A 26384-nucleotide genomic window follows, 5' to 3' on the forward strand; every position below is an offset into this window, starting at 1 on the left:
GTGGGTGCCGGTCGGCAAGGCGGTGCGCTCGCCGGGCGTCGCGGTGCGTCCGCCGGGCGTCGCTAGGCGGAGACGAGGTAGGAGAACACGCTCTCCAGCGACTCGTCCGCCGGTGCCACGGTGTACAGCCGGATGCCGGCCCGCTGGGCGACCTTCGGCAGCAGCGTGGTGAACCCCTGGAAGTTCACCGCCTGGATGCGCAGCGCGCCCTCCTGCCGGTCCAGCTCGATGCCGGACGTCGACGGGTCGGCGATCAGCGCCGCCGCGAGCCGCCGGTCGTCGCTGGAGCGGACCAGGTAGCGGTGCGGGCGGTCGGTCATCAGCCGGCGGATCTTCCGGAAGTCGCCGGAGGCGGCGTGCCGTCCGGCCACCACGACCTCGATGTGCCGGGCCAGCTGCTCGACCTCCTCCAGGATGTGCGAGGAGAACAGCACCGTCCGGCCGTCCGCGCCGAACCGCCGCAGCAGGTCCATCAACTGGAGCCGCTGGCGGGGGTCCATGCCGTTGAACGGCTCGTCCAGCAGCAGCACGGCCGGGTCGTGGACCAGCGCCGAGGCCATCTTGACCCGCTGCTTCATGCCCTTGGAGTAGGTGCCGGTCCGCCGTTCCTGGGCGTACTCCATCTCGACCAGGGCGAGCGCCTTGCGGGCGGCGGCGCCCGGGTGCGGCAGGCCGTGCAGTTCGGCGTTGGCGAGGACGAACTCCCAGCCGGTCAGGTAGTCGTACATCGACTCCCGCTCCGGGACCAGGCCGATCTGCCGGTACACCTGCTGGTTGCGCCAGATCGGTGCGCCGTCCAGGGTCACCGCCCCGGTGGACGGTGCCAGGAAGCCGCTCATCATGTGGATGAGGGTCGACTTCCCCGCCCCGTTCGGCCCCAGCAGGCCGGTGATGCCGGGGCCGATCGCCATGCTGACGTCATTGACGGCGACCACGTTCCCGAACCAGCGGGAGACCTTGTCGATGGTGATGGTGGCCATGACGCCCTCTCAAACGTTGCGGTAGCGGCGCAGCAGCAGCCGGTAGGAGCCGGCCACCATCGCGGCGGCGACGGCGGTGAACACCAGCAGGCCGAGCCCGCCCGGCGCGTGCGTCCGCGTGGCGCCGGTGCCGCCGAGGTCGAACAGCTCGTTGACCAGGCTCTCCACCAGCCCGCCGGGCGACAGCAGCACCGCCCACTGGGCGGAGTCCGGGAGGTTCTCGTCGAAGCCGATGGTGGTCGTGCTCATCCCGATGACGACCCCGACCACGGTGGTGGTGACCGCGAGGTAGCCCATGATCGCGGCCACCCCGAAGCCGCGCCGCGGCGTGGCGGCGGCGATCACCACCGCGACCGAGGTCGGCACCAGCGCGTAGAGCACCGCGGCCACCAGGCCGTAGCAGAAGTGCTCGGTCTGGTCGCCGAAGTCCAGCTTGACCAGCAGCGAGCCGACGTACAGCACCACCAGCGGCGCGGTCATCAGCAGCAGCTGCGCACAGGCCATCGCCCCGAACTTGGCCCGGACGTAGTCGGCGCGGGTGATCGGGCGGGAGAAGTACAGCGGCACGGTGTGGTGGCGCAGGTCCCGGGAGAACAGCACCGGCGCCTGCGAGGCGAGGAAGATCGAGACCACCAGCCCGATCGAGCTCAGGTACTGCGCGTAGTCCACCGGGAGCTTGTCGGACCCGGTCATCACCGCGACCGCCACGATGATCAGGGCCGGCACGGTGGCCACGCCCAGCACGATCATCGGCAGCACCTTGGACTTGCCGGACCGTCCCAGGCCGTACGCGGCGCGCAGGCTCTGGGTGAACAGCGAGCGCGCGGCGTACGCCCGGCCGAGCCGGGGGCCGGTGTAGCCGCGGTAGCCGATGTCGTGGATGACGCCGGTGTCGGCCGGCCGGAACTCAGGAGGCAGCGACATCTGCGGTAACCCCCTCGTTCTCCGTCGTCCCCTGGGTGAACAGTTCCGCGACCCGGTGGCGCCGCTCCTCCAGCCGGACCAGCCCGAGCCCGAGGTCCGCGACCGCGTCCCGGATCGTGTCGTAGGTGTCGTCACCGGCCAGCCGGACCAGCAGGATCCGCGCGCCCTCCGCCTCCACCGAGAGCCCCTTCGCCGCCAGCCGCTCGCGCACCGCGGCGCTCGCGTCCAGGGCGTGGTCCTCCGGGTGGTCCGTCACCTCGACCGCCAGGGTGGCCGTCGTGCCGGTGAAAGACGCGGTGGACGAGGAGCGCAGCAGCTTGCCGCCGTCGATGACCACCAGGTGGTCACAGGTGCGCTCCAGCTCGCCCAGCAGGTGGGTGGTGACCAGCACCGAGATGCCGAAGTCGGTGTACACCCGGCGGATCAGCGCCAGCATGTCGTCGCGGCCGACCGGGTCCAGCCCGTTGGTGGGCTCGTCCAGCAGCACCAGCTTCGGGTCGTGCACCAGCGCCTGCGCCAGCTTCACCCGCTGCTTCATGCCGGTCGAGTAGCCGCCCATCGGGCGGTAGCGCTCCTCGTACAGCCCGACGTGCCGCAGGGTGTCCGCCGTCCGCTCGCGCGCCGCGGCAGCCGGCAGCCCGGCCATCCGCGCCATGTGCACCACGAACTCGGTGGCCGAGACGTCCGGCGGCAGGCAGTCGTGCTCCGGCATGTAGCCGACCCGCTCGCGGATCTCCGACCCCTGGGTGGCGATGTCCAGCCCGAGCACCCGCCCGGTCCCGGAGGTCGCCGGGGCCAGCCCCAGCAGGATCTTGATGAGTGTGGACTTGCCCGCCCCGTTCGCCCCCACCAGACCGACCACCCCGGGCTCGACCTCAACGGTCAGCTGATCGAGGGCGGTCACCCGGGGGAACCTCTTGGTGAGGCCGTCCGTCTTGATGACAGTGGACACGGGCCCCAAGGTAGTGCCCTTCCCCGCGCCCGGTCATGAGCTGCGATGAGGACCCCGCCTGCTGCTCCGGTATGACGGCGCCCCGCCCGTCCCCTAGGGGATCGCCGCGCCCTTCCCGGGGGACGGCGGCCGCCGCGCGCCGCCCCCCGGGCCGGCGTCAACTCAGCTGGGCGAGGCCCTCGGTGGCGATCCGCTCGAAGACCGCCAGGTCGTTCTCGAAGATCGAGCCGGGGACCGGCCAGTGGATCACCAGCTCGGTGATGCCCAGCTCCCGGTAGGTGCCGGCCCAGTCGACGAAGGCGTCCAGCGACTCCAGCGGCCGCTCCGCCGTCGAGCCCTGGAGCAGCATCTTCTCCAGCGTCGCGACGTCCCTGCCCCGCTGCTCGCAGGCCGCCGTCAGCTTCTCGATCTGCGTCGCGACGACCGCAGGCGCCTGCTCCACCGGCACGTCCGCCGGCGCCTTCGGGTCCCCGTACGTCACCCAGCCCTGGCCGTACTCCGCCGCCAGCCGCATCCCGCGCGGCCCGGCGGCCGCGACGTAGAACGGCACCCGCGGGGTCTGCACGCAGCCCGGGATGTTCCGCGCCTCGACGGCCGAGTAGTACGTGCCCTCGCGCGTCGTGGCGTCGTTGGTCAGCAGTTCGTCCAGCAGCGGCAGGAACTCCCCGAAGCGGTCCGCCCGCTCCTTCGGCGACCACGCCTCCTGCCCCATCGCCGTCGCGTCGAACCCCGCCCCGCCGGCCCCGATCCCCACCGTCAGCCGCCCGCCCGACACGTCGTCGAGCGTGATCAGGTCCTTCGCCAGCGTCACCGGGTGCCGGAAGTTCGGCGAGGTCACCAGCGTCCCGAGGCGCAGGCGCTCGGTCGCGGTGGCCGCCGCCGTCAGCGTCGGCACCGCCCCGAACCAGGTCTCCTCCCGGAAGCTCCGCCAGCTCAGGTGGTCATAGGTGTACGCGGCGTGGAAGCCGAGGTCCTCGGCCCGCCGCCAGATCTTCTGCCCCTCGCCCCACCGGTGGATGGGGAGGATCACCGTGCTCAGTCGCATGCCGCCGACCCTACGGCAGCCGTCGGCGGCCGGCGCCCTCTGACGCGGCGAGGCGCCGCCGGGGGCCGCGACCGCCGGGGGCGGACCGTGCTGCGCAGCGGCAGCCACTACGGGATGCTGGACGTCGCTGCCTGCCTGGGGACGGCCGCGATGGACAGCGTCGTCAGGACCGCTCTGTCACAGCTGTGAAACAGCGGGTCGGGGGCCGGACGCCAGGGGCTGTCCGCGTGCTCCGGCGAGGAGACGATGCGTGGCCTGACCAAGGGCGGGGCCACCGCGTACGCGTCCGTGAACCGGACCCTCGACACCGCCGGCATGCTGATCGAGTCGGCCGCGAGCGCCCCCTCCGGGGCCGAGGCCGCCACCTGGGAGCAGCAACTCGTCGCGCTCGTCCAGGCGTGCCGGGACGAGCCCGCCGGCCACTGGTACTACGGCCCGGCCCACACCCTGACCACCGCCGGCGGCACCGCCCGCTGGTACTCGGCCCACAACGGCGACGGCGCCGTCGCCGGCGGGGTCGCGGTCCTGCGCAGCGGCACCAGGGTCGCCGTCGTCGAGCTCACCGGCCGGCCCACCGACGCGCCGGCATCGGTCGAAGGCCTCGTGACCGCGGCGCTGAAGCGCCTGCGCCCCTGAACGGCGCCCCGCGTGCGCGCGACGGGCGGGGTCAGGGGTGGGGGCGCTGGGCGGGGAGGCGCAGCGGGTGGGCGGGGGCGGTGCGGCGGGCCAGGTCGGCGAGGGTCTCGAAGAGGATGTCGCCGATCAGGACCGGCTCACGGGACGGCGGTGGGGCCTCCTCCGCGGGGAGGGGCGCGGGCTCGGTCTCGATCTCGTCTGGGACCTGGCGAGTTCGCATGGCTCTTCCTGCCGACGGGGTGGCCGAGGGAGTTCTGCCCGGTCACGGACGGTGGGACACCCGGGAGGCGGGCGGATCGGCCGGAACTGGCGCAGCGGGGGCCGAAACGCGTCGCGGTGATCGCGGCGCCGGGGCCGGGACGGGGGAGTGGGGGAGAGCGTCGGCGGTGGGCGAAGATGGAGCGGTGACCACACCGCGCACCGCTCCCCCGACCCGGCTGATCGCCACCGACCTGGACGGCACCCTGCTCTGCTCCGGCGGTACCGTCAGCGAGCGCACCGCCGCCGCCCTGGCCGCCGCCGAGGCGGCCGGGATCCAGGTGGTGTTCGTGACCGGCCGCCCGCCGCGCTGGATGCAGCAGGTGAGCGCGCACATCGGCGGCCACGGGGTGGCGATCTGCTCGAACGGCGGCGCCGTGGTGGACGTGCGGCGCGGCGCGCTGCTGGAGTCGTTCCCGCTGGCGGCGGAGGACGCGCTCGCGGTGGTGGCGCGGCTGCGGGCCAAGCTGCCGGGCACCGCGTTCGCCTTCGAGTACCCGGCCGGGTTCGCCCGCGAGCCCGGCTACGAGGTGCGGATGTGGGGGCAGGACGAGAACCACCCGGTCGGCCCGGCCGAGGAGCTGCTCGGCCCGGGCGGCCCGGTGAGCGGGCTGTACAAGCTGCTCGCCAAGCACCCGGACCTGGACCCGGACAAGCTGCTCGGCGAGGCCCGGGAGGCCGCCGGGGAGCTCGCCGAGATCACCCGCTCGGCGCCGATACCGCTGCTGGAGATCAGCGCGCCCGGCGTCACCAAGGCCAGCACGCTGGCCCGTTGGTGCGCCGGGCGGGGGATCGACCGGAGCGAGGTGGTGGCCTTCGGCGACATGCCGAACGACCTGGAGATGCTGGCCTGGGCCGGCACCGCGTACGCCGTCGCGAACGCCCATCCGCAGGTGCTGGCGGCGGTGCCGCTGCACACGGTGAGCAATGAGCAGGACGGCGTCGCCGCGGTGCTGGAGGAGATCCTCCGGCACCGCGGCGAGTGATCCGAGCGGGCGAAACGGTTGTCCGGAGCGGGCTGTCCGGCACGGGTCATCCGGAGCGGTTATCCGAAGCGGCCGTTGACGTAGTCGGAGGTCCGCTGGTCGCGCGGGCTGTGGAAGACCTGCTCGGTCGGCCCGGCCTCGACGATCCGGCCGGGGGTGTCGTGGGTGGCCAGGAAGAACGCGCAGCTCTGCGACACGCGCTGGGCCTGCTGCATGTTGTGGGTCACGATCACGATGGTGAGCCGGCCGCGCAGCTCGGCGATGGTCTCCTCGACCCGGCGGGTCGAGGTCGGGTCGAGCGCCGAGCAGGGCTCGTCCATCAGCAGGATGTCCGGCGTGACGGCCAGCGACCGCGCGATGCACAGGCGCTGCTGCTGGCCGCCGGAGAGCGAGCCGCCGGGGGCGTCCAGCCGGCTCGCCACCTCGTCCCAGAGGCCGGCCTGGCGCAGGCTGGTCTCCACCAGGTGCTCGCGCTCGTCCTTGGAGACCTTGATGCCGGCGAGCTTGAGCCCGCTGGAGACGTTGTCCTTGATGGACATCGCCGGGAACGGGTTGGGCCGCTGGAACACCATGCCGATCCGGCGGCGCACCTCGGCGGGGCGCCGGCCGGGGCGGTAGACGTCGTCGCCGTCCAGCAGCACCTCGCCGGAGAGCGCGGCGCCGCGGACCATCTCGTGCATCCGGTTGAGGATCCGCAGGTAGGTGGACTTGCCGCAGCCGGACGGGCCGATCAGGGCGGTCACCTCACCGGCGGGCATGGCGAGCGAGACCCGCTCCAGCACCTTGCGGGAGCCGAACCAGGCGGAGACGTCCCGGGTCTCCAGTCCGGCCAGCACGGGCTCCTGGCCGTAGTCCTCGTAGTGCGCGTCCTGCGGGTACAGCAGGTGCTGCCCGTCGTGCCCGCCGTGCTCCGGGTACTCGGGGTGCTCGGCGTAGTCGGCCGGCGGGACGGCCGGCAGCGTCATCGTGGTCTCGTCCGGCCCCGGGGCCCGGTCGGGCGGCAGGTCGGTCATCGGTGCATCCGTCATCGGTACGGTCCTCCGGGCGCGCTTCAGTAGAGGTTGGGCAGCAGGGCGGCGGCGTTCTCGTAGACCGCCCAGAGCAGCGCGCCGATCACCGGCGCGAGGCTGAGGTAGGCGGCCGAGCGGTGCCAGTACCGGGCCAGCACGACGGCGGCGACCACCGCGCCGAGCAGGCCCAGCGACCACAGCTGCAGCGTGGCCAGCGCGCCCTTGTCGGCGGCCAGCGCCTTGTCGTACGGCACGGTGGCGGGACGCCCGCCGGGGTTCGCCACCGGGGCGCCGTCCAGCCGGGCGCCGATCAGCACCGTCGAGCTCGCGATCCAGTCGGAGTCGCTGGTCACCAGCACCAGGCGGTTGCGGACCGGGTCCACGATCGGGTGGTCCTCGTCGCCGTACACGTTGACGGTGTAGGTGAACTTGCCCTGCCCGGTGGTGGCCTCGATCTTGTCGCCCACCCGCAGCTTGGTCAGCTCGGCGAACGGCGCCCCGAAGGTCGCCCCGCGGCCGAACAGCACCGCCACCCCGGTCTGCCCGGGCAGCGCGGTGTCCCGGCGGTGGCCGGGGCCGCGCATGAGGTCCCGGCCGGTGGTGCCCTCCACCACGACCGCCTGGTGCAACCCGATCGCCGGGATGTCCAGCAGCGCGACGGGCGCGCCGTCCGGGGCCTTGCCGGTCGGCGCGGTCGCCTTGGCGAGCTGGTCCCGGAAGGACTTGTAGGAGGTGGACTGGAAGTGCTTCTGCTGCACGTGCGAGAGGGTGAACAGGTAGCCGACGAAGCCCACGGTGAGCGCCGCCAGCAGGCTCACCGCCCAGGCCGCCTGCAGGAACCGGACCCGCTTGGCCGTACGGCCGGGGCCACCGGCGCCGGGCCCGGCCGGAGCCGGCTGCGGCGCCGGGGTGGGCGCGGCCGCCGGGGCCGGCGCGGACTGCGCCGGCCCGACGGGCTTCTCCAGGGCGGGGGCCGTCATGACCGGCCGCCCGACTGCGAACGGCGGCGCAGCAGCCGGCGGCCGAGCAGCGGGGGCACGAGGACGACGGCGAGCAGTTCGAGCGCGGTGAGCGTGCTCAGGGTCCAGTCCTCCGGACGACCGGCGACCTCGACGACGTCCGCGGCGACCTCGGTGCTGCCGGCGCCGGTACGGCCGCGCGCGACCACCTGGCCGGTCTGCGGGTCGACGACGTTCTCCTCGGCGGCCTGGCCGTCGCCCTCGCCGGTCCCCGCGTCGGGGTCGGCGGCGCCGGCCGCCGGGGCGTTGGGGTCGCCGCCCGCGCCGGTGCCGGTGGCGGCGTCACCGCCGCCCGCGGTGCCCGCGCCGCCCGTTCCGCCGCCGGTGCCGCCACCGGTCGAGCCGGTGGAGCCGGTACCGCCGCCGGTGGAGCCGGGGGCCTTGGTGCCGCCGGCACCACCGGTGTTGCCGGTGCCGGCCTTGCCGGTGCCGCCCGCCGCGGCCGCGCCGGCGCCGCCGGCCGCCGCGCCGCCGGTGTTCCCGCTGCCGCCCGCGGCCGCGCCGCCACCGGTGCCACCGGTGTTGCCGGTCCCGCCGCTGGTGCCGCCGGCGCCCTTGCCGCAGTCCAGCGGGGCGCCCTTGGCGTCGCAGTCGCTCGGCATCGGGGCGCTGTCGAGGATGGCGAGCTTGCCCGCCGAGTTGAGGGTCGGGTTGGCGCAGCCGGCCAGGCTGTCGGGGTCGATGGTGCTGGCGTTGCCGGGGATGTGCTGGGTCTGGAGCAGTCCGCCGCGGACCAGGCCGCGGGGGATCGGCGAGTAGCCGAGATCGTCGGCCTCGCCCTGCCCCTGGCAGAGCACGTAGGACAGGAACCGGCTGAGCGCCGCGCCCTTGTCGTTGGTGAACTTGGGCAGCGCCTGGAGGGAGTTGGCGCGCGGGACGATCAGGTAGCTGTAGCTGGAGAGCGGGTACGAGCGCTTGTCGGGGTTGCTGTAGACGCCGTCCAGCTGCTGCTGGAGGTAGTTCGGGTCGTCCGGCCGGGTGTCGTCGTCGACGCCGCGGATCTTGGCGGCGGTCAGGGCGACGGCCACGTTGGAGGCGGTCGGCAGGGTGTAGTACCCGGCCGGGTTGAGGACCTTCACGACCGGCCAGTTGCTGCGCTTGGCGAAGGCGTACTCGTCGTAGCCGATGGTGCCCTCGCCGGAGCTGGCCTTGATGTAGCCGGCGACGACGTCGGAGCCGCTCTGCGCGGTCATCCGGCCGGACGGCGGGAAGAACTCGGTGTACTCACCGCAGCTCACGCGGTTGACGGACTTGCAGTACTCGTCCCACTGGTTGGTGAAGGAGCGGCTCATCCAGCGGGTGAACTGGGCCGTGGCGCCGGAGCCGTCGGAGCGGACGACCGGGGTGATCGGGATGTTCGGCAGGGCCTTGCCGTAGTCCGCGGTGATCTTCGGGTCGTTCCAGTTGGTGATCTTGTTGGTGAAGATGTCCATGATGGTCTGCGGCGAGAGCCGCAGGTCGCGGACCAGCTTGCCGCCGACCGTCAGGTGGTACATCAGCGCGGTGCCGCCCGCGGTGATGGGCACGTAGGAGTAGCCGTAGTTGACCTTCTCGACGCCCGCCTGGCCGGCCCGCTGGGCCGCTTCGCTCGCACCGGTGTCGACCTGGGTGCGGAACGGCACGTCGGAGGCGCTGAAGTCGTTGCGGCCGGTGTTCCAGTCCTGGCGGCCGACCGCCGAGCCGACGGCGTTGAAGTCGATCTGGATGCCCTGCGGGCCGACGTCCTGACGCCACTGGTCGATCGCCGGGAACGCCCAGCTGGAGCCGCTGGCGGTGAGCGCGACGGCCGCGTGGGCCGGGGTGGCCTGCCCCAGCAGCAGCGAGCCGGCCGCGAGCAGGGTGGACAACAGCGCGCCCAACGGGCGTGCCAGGGGATGGCGTGCGGCCTCCCGTGACATGGGAACTCCTCTGGTGCGGAGGGTGGAGGATCGGAACATCAGTGCTCCCCGGTGGCGACGGCCGTCCGGGCGGAGGCGGCGACGGGGATCGCGCGGCCGGGAGCGGGCTCGGCCCGACGCGCCGGGGCGGCGGTGCTCGCGGCCCGGGCGAGCTTGCGCTTCTGGCGCCCGCTCAGCTCCCCTGCGGCCCGCCCGCCGAGCATGCGGGCGGTGACGAAGAGGATCAGCACGACCGCCATCAGCGTGAGCGCGGCGGCGAAGGCCCGGGCGACCATCTCGTCGACGGGCAGCTTGACGTAGCTCCAGATGTAGAGCGGCAGCGAGATCTGCTGGCCCTCGAACGGGTTGGCGTTCATCCGCGAGGTGAAGCCGGCGGTGAGCAGCACGGGCGAGGTCTCGCCGACCGCGCGGGCCATGCCCAGCACCACGGCCGTCACCAGGCCGCGCCGGGCGGTCGGCAGGACGACGTTCCACACCGTCCGCCACTGGCTGCCGCCGAGCGCGTAGGACGCCTCGCGCAGGGTGCCGGGCACCAGGCGGATGACCACCTCGGCGGCCCGGGTGACGATCGGCATCATCATCACGGTCAGCGCCAGGGAGGCCGCGAAGCCGCTCTTGTCGAAGCCGAAGGTGAGGATGACGATGCCGAGGATGAAGAGGCCGGCGACGATCGACGGCAGCGCCGTCATCGCCTCGACCAGGGTCCGCACCGGACGGGCCATCCGGCCGCCGATCTCGGACATGAAGACCGCCGCCGCGATGCCCAGCGGCACCGCGAACAGCGTGGCCAGGCCGAGCTGTTCGAGCGAGCCGACGACGGCGTGCAGCGCGCCGCCGGAGGTGATCGGGGAGAGCGAGGCGGTCCTCTCCATCGACTCGGTGAAGAAGTTCGCGTGCTGGGCCGCGTCGTAGCCGCGCGAGGCGACGTAGCCGATCTGATCGGCGATCAGTCCGACCACCAGCAGGCCGGCGCTCCAGGCGACCACCGAGACCAGCCGCTCGCGGACCATCAGCGCGCCCCACTGGAGGCGACCGAGGACGAAGTAACCGGTCAGGAAGAGCAGGTACCAGCAGAGCAGGAAGCCGAGCGCGCCGCTGAACGGCAGCACCCGCTCGTACAGCACCCAGTTGAGTCCGAGCGAGCCGGTGAACGAGCCGAGGATCGTGAACACGTCCTCGCGGGTGACCCCGCCGAGCTTCACCTTCCGCTCGGGGGCCTGCGGGTCCGGTGCGGAGCCGGGCGCGTCCGCCGGGACGGCCCGGGCGTCCCGGGCGTCCCGGGCGTCCTGGGCGTCCTGGGCGTCCTGGGCGGGCGCCTCGGTGGGCGCCTTGTCGAGGGTGGTCATCGGTGCGTCCCTTCACGGCGGCGAAGCGGTGGCAGCGGGCGGGGCCGGTGGTCCCGGGGGCGGGTTCTCTGGTGGGCCATTGGTCAGTCCGCCGTCGCCGCGCCGGAACGGGAGCGGTTGATCACGAAGCCCGCGCCCACGTTGACCAGCAGGGTGAGGGCGAACAGCACCAGGCCGGCCGCCATCAGCGCGGACAGCGACAGCGCGTCCGACTCGCCGAACCGCAGCGCGATCAGCGCGGAGATCGAGTTGCCGCCGTTCTCCAGGATGTGCGTCATCGGCTTGAAGCTCGGCGAGATGATCAGCGCGACGGCGATGGTCTCGCCCATCGCGCGCCCGAAGCCGAGCATCACCGCGCCGATCACACCGCCGCGCCCGAACGGCAGCACCACCGTGCGCACCATGCCCCAGCGGGTGGAGCCCAGGGCGAACGCGCCCTCGCGCTCGCCCTGCGGCGCCTGCGAGAACACCTCACGGCTCAGCGAGGTGATGATCGGGATGATCATCAGCGAGACCACCACGCCCGCGATGAAGGTCGACGAGGTGTAGGAGGTGCCGATGTCACCGGTGCGCACCTTGAGGAACGGGATGGTGTCGCCGACGTGGTTGGTCAGCCAGCGGGAGACGCCGATGATCCGCGGCTGGAGGAAGAACAGCCCCCACAGGCCGTAGACGATGCTGGGGATGGCCGCCATCAGGTCGACCAGCGAGATCAGCGCGGCGCGCAGTCGCACCGGCGCGTACTCGGAGATGAAGATCGCCGTCGAGATCGCCACCGGCACGGCGATGACCAGGGCGATCAGCGCGATCAGGATGCCGTTCGGCAGGACGGCGGCGATACCGAAGTTGTGGGCCTGGGTCTGCCACTTCTGCTCGGTGAAGAAGGAGAAGCCCACCGCCTTCAACGCCTGGGTGCCGCGCAGGATCAGGAAGAAGGCGATCAGCCCCATGATCGCGAAGACCGAGAGGCCGGCTGCCCGCAGCATGCCGCGGAACACCCGGTCGCCGTTGGTGGCGGGGGCGGTGATGGTGCGGGGTACATCGGGATCGGGCTGGCGTGGAGCCTCGGCGTAGGGTGCCGCGGGCTCGGCGGCGGCTGTCATGGTCTGCTCTCCGGCGGCTCGGTGGGAAGTGCTCGGTACAGGGTTCGGTGGACGGGGGCCGCCGCCCCGGCGCGCGGAACGCCGGGACAGGGGTACCCGCCCCCGGGAAGGGGACTCGGCGGGGCCGGAACGGCGGCCCCGCCGAGTCCTCACCGGGTCGGTCGGCGCGTCAGGGGCGCCGGCGGATCCGCGACCACCCGGTGCGCGCGGCCGCGGTCGCCCGCGCACCGGCCGGAGTGCCGCCCAGGAAGAGCGCCGCCGGACCGCCGACCAGCAGCACCGCGCCGCCGATCAGCGCGATGGGCAGCAGCAGCCGCGCCCCGCCGGACCGGTCCGGCGACGGCGAACCGGCCGCCACCGGGGCCGCAGCCAGCGGGCCCGCGGTCTGCCCCGGGGTCGCGCCCGCGGTCGGCTTGGCGCCGGGCTGCGCCGCACCACCCGCGGCGGCGCCGCCCGCGGTGGTGCCGGTGGACCCGGTGGAGCCGGTGCTCCCGGAACCGAGGCCGCTCGAACCGCTGCCACCGGACAAGCCGTCGGACCCGCCCGTGCCGCTCGTGCCGCCCGACAGGTCCGAGCCGCCGGTCGTGGCGCCGGTCGTGCCGTCGCTCACCGGCCCGGTGGTGTCGGGACCGGTCGAACCGGTCCCGCCGGAGGTGCCGCCCGCGCCGGTCCCGCCCGAGGACGAACCGCCGCCGCTGCCGGACTCGGGGATCGGTCCGCCGGTCGGCTCGGTGGGCTCGGTCGGCTCCGTCGGCGGCTTCTGGTTGCCCGGCCAGGCGCCGTCCTGCGCCTCGACGTGCTTGATCGCGGCCTGGGCCTGCGCCCGCTGCTCCTTGCCGAGCGCGAGGAAGCCCCCCGGGAGGCGGCCCGGCTCGGGGCCGTAGATCTGGCCGGTGTCGGTGACGGTCCTGAGGAACTTCGACACCGCCGCGGCCTTGTCCGCCGACACCTTGCCGGTCGGCACCATGGCGTACTGCACGACCGTCAGCGGGTAGGCCCGCTGGTCGGCGGAGTAGGGGTTGTTCGACTCGCCGTAGGGCAGCAGCTGCGTCCCGGTCGCCGGGTCCACCGGCATGTCCGACACCGCGGCCTGGAACGAGCTGAGCGTCGGGGAGACGAAGGCGCCGGCCGGGTTCTGGAGCTGCGCCTCGGGGATGGAGTAGGCCTTCGCCTGGCCGGAGTCCATGATCGCGAACATGGTCCGCGCCCCGATCGGCTGCTTGGGCAGTCGGCGGTGCTCTCCGCTGGTCTCGGGGTCGGCCTGGAGCCCGCTCGGCTGGCCGTCCTGGAAGTCCCGCAGCACCTTGCTCAGGTTGGTCTGGAGCGGGTTCCACTCGTACTGCTTGAAGTGCTTGACGTGGTCGGCCAGTTCCGGCTTGCCGGGCTGCTGCACGAAGCCGGTGTTGTCCTGGCGGATGAGCTGGTCGACCGGAAAGCCCGTGAACTTCGGGCGCAGGTACTCGGTGCTGACCCGGGTACCCCACGGGTCGCGCTCACCCTCCAGGAACCGCGAAGCTTCGGGGTCGCCCGCGATCCACGAGGTCAGCCGGGTGGTGAGATCGGTGGCGGTGCCCAGCACGACCGGGAGGGAATCACCCGGGCTGGCACACGTCGGCCAGCTCAGTCCGCTCGCGGCCGGCAGCGGGTTCAGCTGGAGGAACTCCGGATCGTTGAAGATGCACGTCGGGTTGCCGTCGACCGACGCCATCCTGAAATCACCTCCGCTGTTCGACCGGTAGCTCTGCGTCAGCATCTTGGCCACCAACCGGGCATTGAGCTTCATGTCCCGGATCTGCCGGCCGCTCTTGTCGTTCACCCAGTACACGATCGAGATACCGGTCGTGGCGAGCGGCGTGTACACGTACGGCCGCGTCGGTGTGCCGCGGTCCGGCAGCGCGGTGAGGCCCATGTCCACTCGGCTGCCGTTCAGGAAGGAGTCCCGGGCCGCCGGCTCACCGCCCGAGGCACCCCACTGCACGGTCAGCGGGGACTGGCCGAGGCAGAGGCCGGTGATCCACTGCTGCATCGCGCGGCCGGCCATCTCCAGGCCGGAGGCGATCACATCGGGAGCGGCCTCCTTGCAGTCCTTGGGGGTCTCCGCGAAGGACAGCGGGATCTTGATGCGGTTCGCCCAGGCACACTGCTCACCCGAGGCGTCGAGGGTCAGCCAGTTCTCGGCCCGCGTGAAGACGGCATCCGAGGCAGCCGAGTTGTCAGCGTCCGCGATGTCCGCATCATGGTTGTCGCAGTTGGGGATGCCGTCGTTCACCTGGAAGAGGTCCACCGGGTCGCCGCCGTAGTTGGCCTCGACCACGAGGGAGCACTTGTGCGTGGCATCGCAGCCCAGCGACGGGCTCATCCGCGCCGAGCGGAGCTCGATGGACGTGCTGCCCGAACCGTCCGGACCGGTCACGGCGAGCGACATGTTGGTCGGGAGGTCCGGAGTGGTCGTCCCCGGCGCCGGCCTGGGCTGCTCGAACCCCTTCTCCGGGTCGGCGTTGTACAGCGAACTGCCGTAGCAGTCAGTGATCTTGGGGTCCTCGCCCCGACACTGGTAGACCCGGACGGCATAGAGGACCCGGTCGCCGCCCTCCTCCGCGAAGACGGGATTTCCCCCGGTCTTGGTCTTGCTCGGGGTGAAACCGCTCCAGGACACCTGGACGACCTGGTCCGTCAGGCTCTCCGTCTGGGAGACGGTGATGCTGCCGACACCCGGACCGTGGGTCTTGGGCCCCGGATTCCAGATCACCGGCCCGGGAACCGTCACCGCGGAGGAGGCGTGCGCCTCGGTGACCGTGCCCAGACCGAGCGGCACCGTGACCAGCGCCGCCGCCACGGAGAGCACGAGCCCCATGGCCGGTATCCGTCGGCGCCACCTCCCCCGCTCTCTCGGATCGGGTACGCGGAATCTCATGGCGGGCACCTCCGGGATGAACGAGCCGCCCCGGGGGGCGGCACGAGGGAATGGTCGCGCTCAGGCTGACGGCTCCGGTTGCCTACTATTCGGCCAGCCCTACATGGCCGGATCAGGTCGACCGGATGTACGAGAACACAACGCGACAACTCTGTACCGGAGTTGGGAACTCCGCATGCGAGCGGACCCGCGCCGTGGCGCGGGTCCGTCGAACGTGCGGCCCTATCTGAGGACGTGTCAGCCGGCCGGGGTGTAGGTCAGCTTGAAGGAGCCGATGGACTGGCCGGCCTTGAAGAAGTCGGTCTTGAGGTTGGTGTCCAGGTACTGCGCACCGTCGGCGTCGATCTGCAGGTCGGGCGCCACCAGGGTCTGGGTGGTGCCGGTCCGGGAGATGTCGGCGTCGCCGGTCGGGTCCAGCAGCTTGACGGTGGTGGTGCCGTTCACCGGCACGCCGGTCACGGTCCAGGTGGCGGCGTCGAACTTGAGCCCCCGGAAGGTGGCGCTCTTGCCGGTGAAGACGTTGACGAAGAGCAGGCCGCCGCCGAGCTCGACGCCGCCGACGTAGTTGGGCAGGTTGGCCTTGCCACCGGTCACCGGGAAGGTGGTGGTGATGCCGGTGGTGCTGTCGTAGGAGGGGGCGGCGGTCGGCAGCGGGATGACGACGATGCCGTTGAGCGCCTGGTCCCTCAGGAAGGTGGTGCTGGAGGTAACCACCGCGCTGCCGGTGGCCGGCGTGCTCGCCGGGGCCGTGTCGGCGACGGCCGCACCGCTCATGCCGGTCACGGCGAGAACGACGGCGGCACCGGTGGCGGCGAGACGGGCGCGGGTACGGGACATGCTGTGCTCCTTGGGAGAGGTGAAGGTCGTGCTGGGTGGTACGGGCGACCGGAAACGATCGCCCCTGCGGCCGGCCGCCCCGCACTGCCCGGCGGGAGACGGCGGCCGAAGATCTCTGTGCCCGCGAATCAGAAGTGCGTGGACACGCCGCAGCCGTTCGTCAGCTGCCGGAACCCATGGCTCTTGAGATCCGCGATGGCCGCGGGGTCCTTGCAGATCCAGCCGTTGGGCCCGAAGACTGCGCGGAGTTCGGCACTGCGGGCGGACGGGGTGAGCCAGTCCGTCTGTCGGAACACGTTGTAGAGAACCGTGAAGTACTCACTCTGGGCGAAACTCGCGCCGATGGTCTTCGCGGCGGTGTCGACGGCGGGCCACCCGTTGATGTCGCGAACGGTCAGCGGCCCCTGGGCGTCGGCACCCGCCGCCCGGCCGAAGTACGCCTGGCCGATGTAGTGGCCGATCGAGTACGGGACGATGACGTCATCGTCGTTCAGGACCGGGTCGGTGCCCTGGTTCGCCTCGACGCCGGAGACCACGCACGCGCCCGGCGTGAGCAGCACACCCCCGCCGACGGTCTTCATGAAGAACTCGCGGGTACCGGAGCCCGATGAGGGCAGCATCGGCTTGATGATCGTGTTGGGCAGCGACGGGTCGATCGCGCTCCAGGTGGTCTTGGCGCAGGTGTAGATGTCCTTCAGGTCGGCCGTGGTGAGGTTCGCGGGCGCGTGGCCTCCCGCCTTCGCCGCCCATGAGATCGCGTCCTTGCCGAAGGCCACGAAGTAGTCCGACGGCAGGTCACCGTCGTACAGGGTCCCCCGGTCGGCGCGGGCGAAGTCGACCGTGGTGTTGGTGTTGCCGTTGAGCGCCGCGATCCCCGCCCGGGTGTCGGCGGGGCGGTAGATCGCCGCCGCGCCGCTCTTCGGGACGATCTGCGCCGACCCGGTGGCGTCCCAGCTGTACAGCCGCGGCGACGTGGTGTCCCCCTTGCCGGCCAGGAAGGCGTTGTAGTCCGCCGAGAACTGGCTGAGCAGCGGCGCGGTGGTCTGCGTCCCCACCCCGACGATGTCGGTCGCCGCCGGCGTCCACGGGTCGGCCGAGGCCGTCCCCGTGCCGCCCAGCACGAGCGAGGTGGCGAGGGCGGTGCCCGCCAGAGCACTGGCGAAGGCCTTGCGCATGGTCGTGGTCCTTAGGGATCGCGAACGAGGTTCGAGCGGGTCGGGCTCGGCCGACGCCGCCGCGGGCGCCGGGCGGAACCCGGGGGATCCACTGGGCGATTCCGCACGCGACGGGCGGCAGCTGCGCGAAGCCGTGGCTCCTGACCGTCGCCCTGGCGACCGGGTCCGTGCGGGGCCACGCATGTGTCTGTTCCTTAACGGGTCGCGGAGGGGGGTCTGACGGAGGCCGGGCTCAGCTGGTGGTGCCGCAGGCGTTGACCGGAAGCCCCAGGAAGCCGTGGCTCTTGAAGTCGGCGGCGGCGGTGGCGCTCTTGCAGATCCAGCCGGTGATGCCGAAGATCCTCCGCAGCGCGGTCCCGCGCGCGTCGGTGGCCGCCCAGTCGGCCGCCCGGACCACGGTGTAGAGCACCCGGCCCCAGGCGGTCGCCGCGAAGGGGGCGTTGATGGACTGGTTCACCGTGTTCACCGACGCGATGCCGTCGATGGCGCGGACGGTCAGCGCTCCGGGCGCGTCGGAGCCGGTGCTGCGGCCGTAGTAGAACTGGCCGACGTAGTGGCCGACCGAGTACGGGACCAGCACGTCGTCGTCGTTCAGGACCGGGTCGGTGCCCTGGTTCTCCTGGACGCCGGTGGTGACGCAGGCGCCCGGGACGACCGGGGTGCCCCCGCCGATGGTCTTCAGGAAGAAGTCGCGCAGGCCGGAGCCGGTCTGCGGGAGGTACGGCTTGATGGTCGCGTTCGGCAGCGACGGGTCGATCTGCGCCCAGTTGGTCCTGACGCAGGTGTAGATGTCCTTCAGCTGCGCGGTGGTCAGGTTCGCCGGCGCGTGGCCCCCGGACTTCGCCGCCCAGGAGACCGCGTCCTTGGCGAGTGCCACGAAGGTGTCGGTCAGCGGGTCGGTGGGCAGCCGGCCACGGTCCATGCGGACGAAGTCCACCGAGCTGGGGACCGCGTGCAGGTGGGCGAGGCCGGTCGGGATCCCGGTCGGGCGGGCGACGGGCGGGGTCCCGGCCTTCAGGACGATCGGCGAGGTGCCGACGGCGTCGAAGCTGTACAGCCGCGGGGAGGTGGTGTCGCCCGCGGCGGTCAGGGAGGCGTTGTAGTCCGTGGAGAACTGGTTGAACAGCGGCGCGGTGGTCTGCGAGCCGACGCCGACGATGTCGCCGGGGTTCGGCACGACGGGCGGGTCCGCGAGGGCGGCGCCGCCGGTCAGACCGACCAGCGAGCCGGCGAGCGCGGCGACGGCGAGCGGCTTGCCCATGGTCTTTCGCATCTCTCTCCTGCTCTCTGTGCGGTGGCGGTGAACTGGCTCGGTCTCACGCGGTGCTGTGCCGTTCGGTGCGGTGCTGTGCCGTTCCTGCGGGCCGGCGGCCACGGGCGTGAGGCCCGTGGCCGCCGGGACGTGCGGTGGTTCAGGTGCGGGGTGGATCAGATGTGGGTGGAGACGCCACAGCCGTTCGCCAGGGCCAGGAAGCCGTAGCTCTTCAGGTCGGCGGCGGCGGTGGCGTTCTTGCAGATCCAGCCGTTGGCGCCGAAGATCGAGCGGAGCGCGACACCGCGGGCGGCGGTGGAGGTCCACTCGGACTGGCGGACCACGTTGTAGACCACGCGGGCGTAGTCGGTCTGGGCGAAGTTGGCGTCGATCGTCTTCGCGGTGGTGTCGATGGCGGTCACGCCGTTGACGTTGCGGACGGTCAGCGGGCCCTGGGCGTCGCTGCCCGCGGCGTGGCCGTAGTACACCTGGCCGATGTAGTGGGCGACGGAGTACGGGACGATGGCGTCGTTGTCGTTCAGGACCGGGTCGGTGCCCTGGTTCTCCTGGGTGCCGGAGACGACGCAGGCGCCCGGGGTGACCGCGACACCGGAGCCGATGGTCTTCAGGAAGTAGGAACGCGTGCCGGAGTCGGCCTGCGGGAGGAACGGCTTGATCGTGGTCGCCGGCCACGACGGGTTGATCGCGCTCCAGGTGGTCTTGGCGCAGGTGTAGATGTCCTTCAGGTCGGCCGTGGTGAGGTTGGCCGGGGCGTTGCCGCCCGCCTTGGCGGCCCAGGACACCGCGTCCTTGGCGAAGGCGATGAAGTAGTCGGTGGCCTGGTCGCCGGTCTGCGGGCCGCGCGAGGAGCGGGCGAAGTCGACCGTGGTGTTGGTGTTGTTCTCCAGGGCCTTGATGCCGGCGCCGGAACCGTTCGGGCGGGCGATCTGGGTCGCACCGGTCTTGGTGGCGACGATCGGGGTGGTGCCGGTCGCGTCCCAGCTGTACAGGCGCGGCGAGGTGGTGTTGCCGCTCGCGGTGAGGAACGCGTTGTAGTCGACCGAGAACTGGTTCAGGATCGCCTGGGTGGTGTCCGAGCCCACGCCGACGAAGTCGTTGGCGGTCGGCAGGGTCGGGAGGGTCGACGGGTCGGCGACGGCGGTGCCGCTCGCGACGGTGACGACCGAGGTGGCGATGGCGGCGGCGGCGAGCAGCTTGGCAGCGGTCTTGCGCATGTTCCTGTTCCTCCGGTGGGAGAGACGTACATCGCTTGCCCGGGTACTGGTTGTCAGTCCCGGGGCCGGGAGCCGCGTCCGCGGCGGCCCCTCTTCGGCAGTGCCGATCCTGTCGTTCGGCGCGGTTCCGTCGGAAGGGCGGCCGGTTGTCGCGGGCGATTGTCGATTTCTCGGTTCAGAGAGGTTTAGCAACAGGTCAGGATGGCCGCACGGGGGTGGAAAGCCGCAGGTCAGGGGCCGGTGACGTTCTTCTCCAGGTGGCGGCTCGGGGGGTTGCCGGATACCTGCGCTTCACCGGAAGAGGGGGAAACGGGGCGCGGCCCCGGGCCAACGCGAGAAGCCGCCCGAAGGCGGCTGGGGACGGCGGCGGACGGCCCGTCAGAACGGCCAGGCGTCGTCCCGTCCGGGGCGGCGCAGGTCCTGTCCCAGGCGCTGGAGTCCGGCGAGGAAGCCGGTGACGCCGGCCTGGCACTGGTCGCGGCGCAGATAGCCGCGGGCGCTGCGGGCCACCGGCCCGGCGGCGTCGGCGGCGCCCGGGCGGGTGGTGCGCACCGGCAGGTACGCCGTCCACACCCACAGCCGGGCCTCGGACTGGCCGACGGTACATCGCAGCGCGGCCCGCTCGATGATCAACTCGCGGACCGCCTCGGCGAGTTCCGCCTCACCGCGGTAGGTGCGCACGCCGACGCCGAGCTGCCGCCCGTTCGCCGCGCGCAGCGTCCAGGACAGCGCCCGGTCGCCGACCGGGACGGTCAGCAGCCGCGGCCCGCGCCGGTCAGTGGACATCGGACGTTCTCAACGACGGCCCCCGTTCGGAGAGTTCGGGCAGTTCCAGGGCAGGCTGCTTGGCCAGCAGCACCACGAAGCGCCGGAACGCGTTCTGGCAGGTCGCGTACCGCTCGTAGGCACGGCTGGACCGCACCTCCGGCAGGGTGCGCGACCCCGGGATCACCCAGATCCAGCCGATGCCGTCCCGGACGTGCGTGATCCGCGCGGTGAGCCCGTCCGCGACGGCCCGTAAGCCGTCGAAGCCGCGCTCCGCGTCCCCGGCCGTGTCGTACGCGGCCGGGGTGACGGCGACGACGCGTCCGTTCGGTGCTTTCAACTGCCAGCGGTACCGCCCGTCCGGCGCCCGTTCGGCCCGGAACCCCCCTCGACTTGCCCCTGCTGCGGTGTGACCGCGGCTCGACGCGTCCACTGCTCCCCCACAGTCCGGTTCCTCTCCGAGACGGGAGTAAAGCTATGTGTGCACACGAGAGCGCCGGAAGGCCACGAAATGCACAACTTGCTCCGTTGGCCGGGAAGTTCTCTCTCGTTAAACTTTCACCGAGTGCTCACGATCCGCGCGCCAACCGAACCCGGCATGGATCCCCGTCGTTCACGAACCGTTCGAACGCGCCCGGGAAGGATCCGACCGGTCGGACAGGCGTTCAGAGCCGGGCCGTCCAGCGCACCCGGGCGCCCCTGCCGTGCGGGCCGGGCTCGTGCCAGGCGTCGCCGCCGAGCGCCTCGGCGCGGCGCGCCAGGTTCCGCAGGCCGCTGCGCCTCCCGCCCTCGGGGATGCCGACGCCGTCGTCGGTGACGGTCAGCAGGACGCCGGGCCGCCCGCCCCGGTCCAGCGACTCCGGGTCCCCGCCGACCGGCCGGCCGCCGTTGTCCAGGTGCTCGGTCGCGTCGACCTCGACGCCGACCCGGGAGGCCCGGGCGTGCCGGGCCGTGTTGGACAGCATCTCCCGCAGCGCTGCCAGTAGTTGACGGCCGGTCTTCTCGCCGACCAGGCTCTCCACCGGGCCGACGAAGGAGACCGACGGCTTGAAGCCGAGCGCCGCCGCGGCCTGGCTGCACTCGCGCAGCACCCGGGTCCGCAGGGTGTCGGGCGCGTCGCCGTGGTCGTCGTGCTGGAGCGCGTAGATGGTGGTGCGGACCTCCTGGATGGTGGCGTCCAGCTCGTCCACCGCCTCTCCGATGCGGACCTTCACCTCCGGGACGATGGCACGCCGGGCGGCGCCCTCCAGCATCATGCCGGTGGCGAACAGCCGCTGGATGACCAGGTCGTGGAGGTCCCGGGCGATCCGGTCGCGGTCCTGGAAGACGGCGAGCCGCTGCTGGTCCCGCTGCCCCTCGGCGAGCCGCAGCGCGAGCGCGGCCTGCGAGGCGAAGGTCTCGGCGAGCTGCTTCTCGGCCTCGGAGAACGGCACCGCGCCGCGCGAGCGCCAGACGCAGAGCCCGCCGAGCACCCGGCCGGCGGCGATCATCGGCACCGCCAGCGAGGGCCCGAAGCTGCGGGCGAGCCGGATCACCACGGTCGGGTCGGTGGACATGTCGTCGAGGTGGACGCTCTCCCCCTTGAGGAGCTGCACCGCGACGCTGCCGGGCGGCATCAGCTCGCCCTGGAGGAACTCGGCCGCCTCCCCGCAGGCGTGGGCCACCCGCATCTGGCCGTCGACGGTCGGCAGCAGGATCATCCCGAGCGCCGCGTCCGCCAGCTCCCGGACCTGCTCGGCGGCGACGGTGAGCGCCACCTCCGCCTGGTCGGTGGAGAGCAGCGCGGTGGTGACGGCGGCCGCGCCGGCGATCCACCGCTCCCGGCGCCGGCCCTCCTCGTAGAGGCGGGAGTTCTCGATCGCCACGCCGGCCGCGGCGGCCAGCGCGTGCACCACCTGCTCGTCCTCGGGGGTGAAGGCACCGCCGCTGCGCTTCTCGGTGAGGTAGAGATTGCCGAACACCTCGTCGCGGATCCGGATCGGCTCGCCGAGGAAGGTCTTCATCGCCGGGTGGTGCGGCGGGAAGCCGTACGAGCGCGGGTCGGCGGTGAGGTCGGTGAGCCGCAGCGGCTCGGGCCGGTCGATCAGCGCGCCGAGGATGCCCCGGCCGACCGGCAGCTCGCCGATCTCCCGGACGGTCTCCTCGTCGACGCCGACGTGGATGAAGTCCTGCAGCCCGTGGCCCCCGGGCGCGACCACCCCGAGCGCGGCGTACCGGGCGTCCACCAGCTCGGCGGCCCCGGCGGCGATCCGGTGCAGGGTGGCGTGCAGGTCGAGTCCGGAGCCGACCGAGACGACGGCCTCCAGCAGCCGCTGCATCCGGTCGGTGACGGCCGCCGCCGACTGCAGCCGCTCCGACACCTCGGTGACCAGGGTGTCCAGCCCGAGCGAGGAGATCTCGGGCACCCGGTGCGGCGCGGGGTCGGGCACCGGTTCCGGCGGGGTGAAGTCCGGCAGGTCTGGCGTGGGGTCCATGGTGAAGAGCGTAGTTTGTACGGTTTTCGACTGAAGTAGCGACGCGACGGGCCGACCGGCCCGCCCGCCCCGGCTACCCGACCGCGAGCGGCACCCCGTCGGTCTCCCGTTCGCGTTCCCGCATCCCCCGCAGACGGCCGTCCGGGCGGGCGAGCAGCTCGGACCAGCGGCCGCGTTCGACGACCCGGCCGGCGTCCAGCACCAGGACCTCGTCGACGGTGCCGTCGTCCAGGCCCGCCAGGCGGTGGGTGATCAGCACGGTGGTGCGGCCCGCGGTGGCGGTGAGCAGGTCGGCGGTGAGGGCGTCGGCGGTGGGCAGGTCGAGGTGTTCGGCGGGCTCGTCCAGGACGAGCACCGGGAAGTCGGCGAGCAGCGCGCGGGCCAGGGCGAGCCGCTGGCGCTGGCCGCCGGAGAGCCGGGCGCCGTGCTCGCCGACCATGGTGTCCAGGCCCTCCGGCAGGCTCTCGGTGAAGTCCAGCAGCCGGGCGGCGGCGAGGGCGGCGCGCAGCTCGTCCTCCTCCGCGTCCGGCCGGGCGAGCCGGAGGTTCTCGCGCAGCGAGCTGTCGAAGACGTGCGCGTCCTGGGCGCAGAGCCCGATCACCCGGCGGACGTCCTCCCCGGTGAGCTCCCGGCTGTCCACGGCCTGCGGGCCGCCGGCGGCGAGCACGACGCTCCCGGCGTCCTGGTCGAGGAAGCGCAGCAGCGCCTGGGCGAGGGTGGTCTTGCCGGAGCCGGACGGGCCGACCACCGCGATCCGCCGGCCCGCGGCGAGGTCGAGGTCGACGCCGGCCAGCGCGTCGGTGTCCTGGCCGGGGTGGCGGGCGGTCAGCCCCCGGACGGCGATCGGCAGCGGCCGCTCGGGCAGGTCCTTCGGCGCGGCCGGTTCGGCGACCGCGGCGGGCGCGTCCAGCACCTCGTCGAGCCGGGCCGAGGCGGCCAGGCTGCGCCGGCGGGCCTGGACGGCGAGCGGCATGCCGGTGACGGCCTCGAAGGCGGCCAGCGGGGTGAGCACCACCACGGCCAGGCAGACCGGGGCGAGCGCCCCGGACTCGACGCCGCGCAGGCCGACGGCCGCGGCGGCGGCCACGGTGAGGCCGGTGAGCAGGGTGATCAGCCCGGTGCCGAGCGCGGCGGTGGCGGCCGAGCGGGCGGCCAGCCCGGTCAGCGCGCCGTCGGCGGCGCGGACGGCGGCCAGCCGGCGGGGCAGCGCACCGGCCACGGTGAGCTCGGCCGTCCCGCTGAAGGCGTCCAGCACGGTGGTGGCGAGCTCGCCGCGGGCCGGGGCCTGGCGGCGTTCGGCGGCGGCCGACCAGCGGGCGGCCAGCGCGGGCACCACCAGGCCGGCGAGCAGCAGGCCGGCGCCGAGCACCAGCCCGGCGGCGGGCAGGAAGGCTCCCATCGCGACGGCGGCGGCCAGCGAGACGACCGCGGCCACGGCGGCCGGCAGCCGCCAGCGCAGGTAGTGGTCCTGGACGGCGTCGACGTCGGCGACCAGCCGGGAGAGCAGGTCGCCGCGCCGGAACGCGGGCAGCGCGGCCGGGGCGAGCGCGGTGAGCCGGCGGTAGACGGCGGCGCGCAGGGTGCCGAGGGTGCGCAGCACGGCGTCGTGCGAGACCAGCCGCTCGGCGTAGCGGAAGACGCTGCGGCCGATGCCGAAGGCGCGCACCGAGGTGACGGCCATCATCAGATAGAGGACCGGCGGCATCTCGGAGGCGTAGGAGATGAGGTAGCCGGAGGTGGCCATCAGCGCGACGGCGCAGCCGAGCGCCAGGGCGCCGAGGAGCACGGAGAGGGCGAGCCGGGGCTTGACGGCGTCCGGGCCGGGCGCCGGGCCGTCCTGCGGCGCCGCCGGGGTGGGCCGGCCGCGGTGCGCGAGGGCGGGGACGGCCGCCGGGGAGCCCGGGGAGGCCGGGGGAGCGGCGGGGCCGTCCAGCCGGACCCGCCGGTCGGCGGCGGCCAGCAGTGCGGGCCGGTGCGCGACCAGCAGCACGGTGCGGGCCGGGTCGGCGGCCAGCGCCCGGACGGTGTCCACCACGGCCGCCTCGGAGGCGCCGTCGAGGTTGGCGGTGGGCTCGTCGAGCAGGACCAGCGGCCGGTCGTCGGCGAGCAGCACCCGGGCGAGCGCGAGCCGCTGGCGCTGGCCGGCGGAGAGCCCGGCGCCGTCCTCGCCGAGGCGGGTGTCCAGCCGGGTGACGAAGTCGAGGGCGTGCGCCGAGCGCAGCGCCGTCCACAGCTGCTCGTCGGTGGCCTCGGGCCGGTAGAGCCGCAGGTTGTCGCCGACGGTGGCGGCGAACAGGTGCGGGTGCTGCGGCACCCAGGCGATCTGCCGCCGCCAGCTCGCCGGCTCCAGGTCGGCCAGGTCGTGGACGCGACCGTCGGCGGCGGTGATCCGCACGGTGCCGGCGTCCGGGGCGGTGAGGCCGAGCAGGACGCCGAGCAGGGTGGACTTGCCGGCGCCGGACGGGCCGGTGAGCGCGACGCTCTCGCCCGGCCGCAGCACCAGCGCCGCGTCGTCGAGGGCGGGCGCGGTGCGGTCGGGGAAGCGCACGGTGAGGCCGTCGGCCTCGACGACGGCCCCGGCGAGGTCCGGCGCGGGCACCGTGCCGGCGGCCGGGAGCGGGGTCTCCAGCACCTCGAAGATCCGGTCGGCGGCGGTCAGGCCCTCGACGCTGGAGTGGTAGAGCGCGCCGACCTGGCGGATCGGGAAGTAGACCTCGGGGGCGAGGATCAGGATCAGCAGCCCGGTCTCCAGGTCGAGGCTGCCGTTCACCAGCCGGAAGCCGATCGAGACGGCGACCAGCGCGACCGAGAGGGTGGAGAGCAGTTCCAGGGCGAAGGAGGAGATGAAGGCGATCCGCAGGGTGCGCAGGGTGGCCCTGCGGTAGTCGGCGGTGATCCGGGCGATGGTGGCGGCCTGGGCGCGGGCCCGGTTGAAGACCTTGAGCGTGGGCAGCCCGGCGACCACGTCGAGGAAGTGGTGGGAGAGCCGGGCGAGGGTGGTCCACTGGCGGTCCATCCGGGCCTGGGTGGCCATCCCGATCAGCACCATGAACAGCGGGATCAGCGGCAGGGTGCCGGCGATGACGGCGGCCGAGGTGGCGTCGGCGCCGACGATCCGCAGCAGCACGGTGGCCGGGACGACCACCGCCAGCGCCAGCTGCGGCAGGTAGCGGGCGAAGTAGTCGTCGAGCGCGTCGACGCCCCGGGTGGCGAGGGCGGTGAGTTCGCCGGTGCGCCGGCCCGCCAGGTGGGCCGGGCCGAGCGCGGTGGCGTGGTCGAGCAGCCGGCGCCGCAGGGTGGACTTCACCCGGGCGACGGACCGGTGCGCGGTGAGTTCGGTGAGCCAGCCGACCAGCCCGCGCCCGATCGCGGTGAGCACCAGCAGCGCCAGCGGCGCGGTGAGCTCGTCGAGCCCGGCCCGCTGCTGGAAGCCGCGGACCACGATGTCGGCGATCAGGCCCGCCTGGGCGACCACCAGGGCCGCGTTCGCCGCGCCCAGCAGGACGGTTCCGGCGAGGAAGGCCCGGGTGGTGCGGGCGTACCCGAGGAGTCGGGGGTCGACCGGCTTCATGGCG

The 26384-nt window shown here is 73.3% G+C and carries 21 protein-coding genes; 2 read left to right on the plus strand and 19 right to left on the minus strand.

What is annotated here, in order from left to right; genetic code table 11:
- Positions 1–62 precede the first annotated feature (62 nt).
- The 4 genes from ABTX81_RS10480 to ABTX81_RS10495 form a co-directional block, all read right to left on the minus strand.
- A complete protein-coding gene (locus ABTX81_RS10480; RefSeq protein WP_350542907.1) occupies positions 63–980 on the minus strand; it encodes an ABC transporter ATP-binding protein in 918 nt (305 codons plus the stop codon).
- A gap of 9 nt (positions 981–989) precedes the next feature.
- Positions 990–1904, minus strand: coding sequence for an ABC transporter permease (locus tag ABTX81_RS10485; protein ID WP_350542909.1), 915 nt, complete (start codon positions 1902–1904; stop codon positions 990–992).
- On the minus strand, positions 1888–2856 hold the full coding sequence (locus ABTX81_RS10490) for an ABC transporter ATP-binding protein (protein WP_350542911.1): 969 nt from the start codon (positions 2854–2856) through the stop codon (positions 1888–1890). The genes ABTX81_RS10485 and ABTX81_RS10490 overlap by 17 nt, the downstream gene beginning before the upstream one ends.
- Before the next feature lie 157 nt (positions 2857–3013).
- Complete coding sequence (locus tag ABTX81_RS10495; RefSeq protein ID WP_350542913.1) at positions 3014–3901, minus strand: LLM class flavin-dependent oxidoreductase; 888 nt, start codon at positions 3899–3901, stop codon at positions 3014–3016.
- Positions 3902–4147: 246 nt separating this feature from the next.
- Here ABTX81_RS10495 and ABTX81_RS10500 point away from each other — a divergent pair, with 246 nt between their 5' ends.
- Entirely contained in the window at positions 4148–4537 is a 390-nt protein-coding gene (locus ABTX81_RS10500; protein ID WP_350542915.1) for a hypothetical protein, read from the plus strand.
- A 31-nt stretch (positions 4538–4568) separates the two neighbouring features.
- On the opposite strand, the gene ABTX81_RS10505 is transcribed toward ABTX81_RS10500, so the two are convergent.
- Complete coding sequence (locus tag ABTX81_RS10505) at positions 4569–4757, minus strand: hypothetical protein (RefSeq protein ID WP_350542917.1); 189 nt, start codon at positions 4755–4757, stop codon at positions 4569–4571.
- 184 nt (positions 4758–4941) lie between these two features.
- Between ABTX81_RS10505 and ABTX81_RS10510 the strand changes: the two genes are divergently transcribed.
- On the plus strand, positions 4942–5781 hold the full coding sequence (locus ABTX81_RS10510; RefSeq protein WP_350542919.1) for an HAD family hydrolase: 840 nt from the start codon (positions 4942–4944) through the stop codon (positions 5779–5781).
- 59 nt (positions 5782–5840) lie between these two features.
- Here ABTX81_RS10510 and ABTX81_RS10515 read toward each other — a convergent pair whose 3' ends face one another.
- The 14 genes from ABTX81_RS10515 to cydD all read right to left on the minus strand — a co-directional run bounded on the left by ABTX81_RS10515 (position 5841) and on the right by cydD (position 26380).
- Positions 5841–6617 carry a phosphate ABC transporter ATP-binding protein gene (locus ABTX81_RS10515; RefSeq protein WP_350543251.1) on the minus strand — a complete coding sequence of 259 codons (777 nt, stop codon included), beginning with the start codon at positions 6615–6617 and terminating at the stop codon, positions 5841–5843.
- A 215-nt stretch (positions 6618–6832) separates the two neighbouring features.
- The gene (locus tag ABTX81_RS10520; RefSeq protein WP_350542921.1) at positions 6833–7771 is read right to left on the minus strand and encodes a sortase; all 939 of its coding nucleotides are present in this window, start codon (positions 7769–7771) and stop codon (positions 6833–6835) included.
- Complete coding sequence (locus ABTX81_RS10525) at positions 7768–9708, minus strand: phosphate ABC transporter substrate-binding protein PstS (protein ID WP_350542923.1); 1941 nt, start codon at positions 9706–9708, stop codon at positions 7768–7770. The genes ABTX81_RS10520 and ABTX81_RS10525 overlap by 4 nt, the downstream gene beginning before the upstream one ends.
- 38 nt (positions 9709–9746) lie before the next feature.
- On the minus strand, positions 9747–11054 hold the full coding sequence (pstA, locus tag ABTX81_RS10530) for a phosphate ABC transporter permease PstA (RefSeq protein ID WP_350542926.1): 1308 nt from the start codon (positions 11052–11054) through the stop codon (positions 9747–9749).
- 83 nt (positions 11055–11137) lie between these two features.
- Entirely contained in the window at positions 11138–12157 is a 1020-nt protein-coding gene (pstC, locus tag ABTX81_RS10535; protein ID WP_350542928.1) for a phosphate ABC transporter permease subunit PstC, read from the minus strand.
- Between the two features lie 169 nt (positions 12158–12326).
- The gene (locus ABTX81_RS10540; RefSeq protein WP_350542930.1) at positions 12327–15011 is read right to left on the minus strand and encodes a hypothetical protein; all 2685 of its coding nucleotides are present in this window, start codon (positions 15009–15011) and stop codon (positions 12327–12329) included.
- A 297-nt stretch (positions 15012–15308) separates the two neighbouring features.
- Positions 15309–15908 carry a hypothetical protein gene (locus ABTX81_RS10545; RefSeq protein WP_350542932.1) on the minus strand — a complete coding sequence of 200 codons (600 nt, stop codon included), beginning with the start codon at positions 15906–15908 and terminating at the stop codon, positions 15309–15311.
- Between the two features lie 128 nt (positions 15909–16036).
- Positions 16037–17083, minus strand: coding sequence for a PstS family phosphate ABC transporter substrate-binding protein (locus tag ABTX81_RS10550; RefSeq protein ID WP_350542934.1), 1047 nt, complete (start codon positions 17081–17083; stop codon positions 16037–16039).
- 232 nt (positions 17084–17315) lie between these two features.
- Positions 17316–18356 carry a substrate-binding domain-containing protein gene (locus ABTX81_RS10555; protein WP_350542935.1) on the minus strand — a complete coding sequence of 347 codons (1041 nt, stop codon included), beginning with the start codon at positions 18354–18356 and terminating at the stop codon, positions 17316–17318.
- 155 nt (positions 18357–18511) lie between these two features.
- Positions 18512–19570, minus strand: a complete 1059-nt coding sequence (locus ABTX81_RS10560; RefSeq protein ID WP_350542937.1) for a PstS family phosphate ABC transporter substrate-binding protein — start codon at positions 19568–19570, stop codon at positions 18512–18514.
- Between the two features lie 378 nt (positions 19571–19948).
- The gene (locus tag ABTX81_RS10565) at positions 19949–20356 is read right to left on the minus strand and encodes a hypothetical protein (protein ID WP_350542939.1); all 408 of its coding nucleotides are present in this window, start codon (positions 20354–20356) and stop codon (positions 19949–19951) included.
- Complete coding sequence (locus tag ABTX81_RS10570; protein ID WP_350542941.1) at positions 20346–20768, minus strand: DUF1508 domain-containing protein; 423 nt, start codon at positions 20766–20768, stop codon at positions 20346–20348. The genes ABTX81_RS10565 and ABTX81_RS10570 overlap by 11 nt, the downstream gene beginning before the upstream one ends.
- Positions 20769–21000: 232 nt before the next feature.
- Complete coding sequence (locus tag ABTX81_RS10575) at positions 21001–22809, minus strand: sensor histidine kinase (RefSeq protein ID WP_350542943.1); 1809 nt, start codon at positions 22807–22809, stop codon at positions 21001–21003.
- Between the two features lie 73 nt (positions 22810–22882).
- On the minus strand, positions 22883–26380 hold the full coding sequence (gene cydD, locus ABTX81_RS10580) for a thiol reductant ABC exporter subunit CydD (protein ID WP_350542945.1): 3498 nt from the start codon (positions 26378–26380) through the stop codon (positions 22883–22885).
- Positions 26381–26384 lie beyond the last annotated feature (4 nt).

Source organism: Kitasatospora sp. NPDC097605 (assembly GCF_040302725.1).
Taxonomy (GTDB): Bacteria; Actinomycetota; Actinomycetes; order Streptomycetales; family Streptomycetaceae; genus Kitasatospora.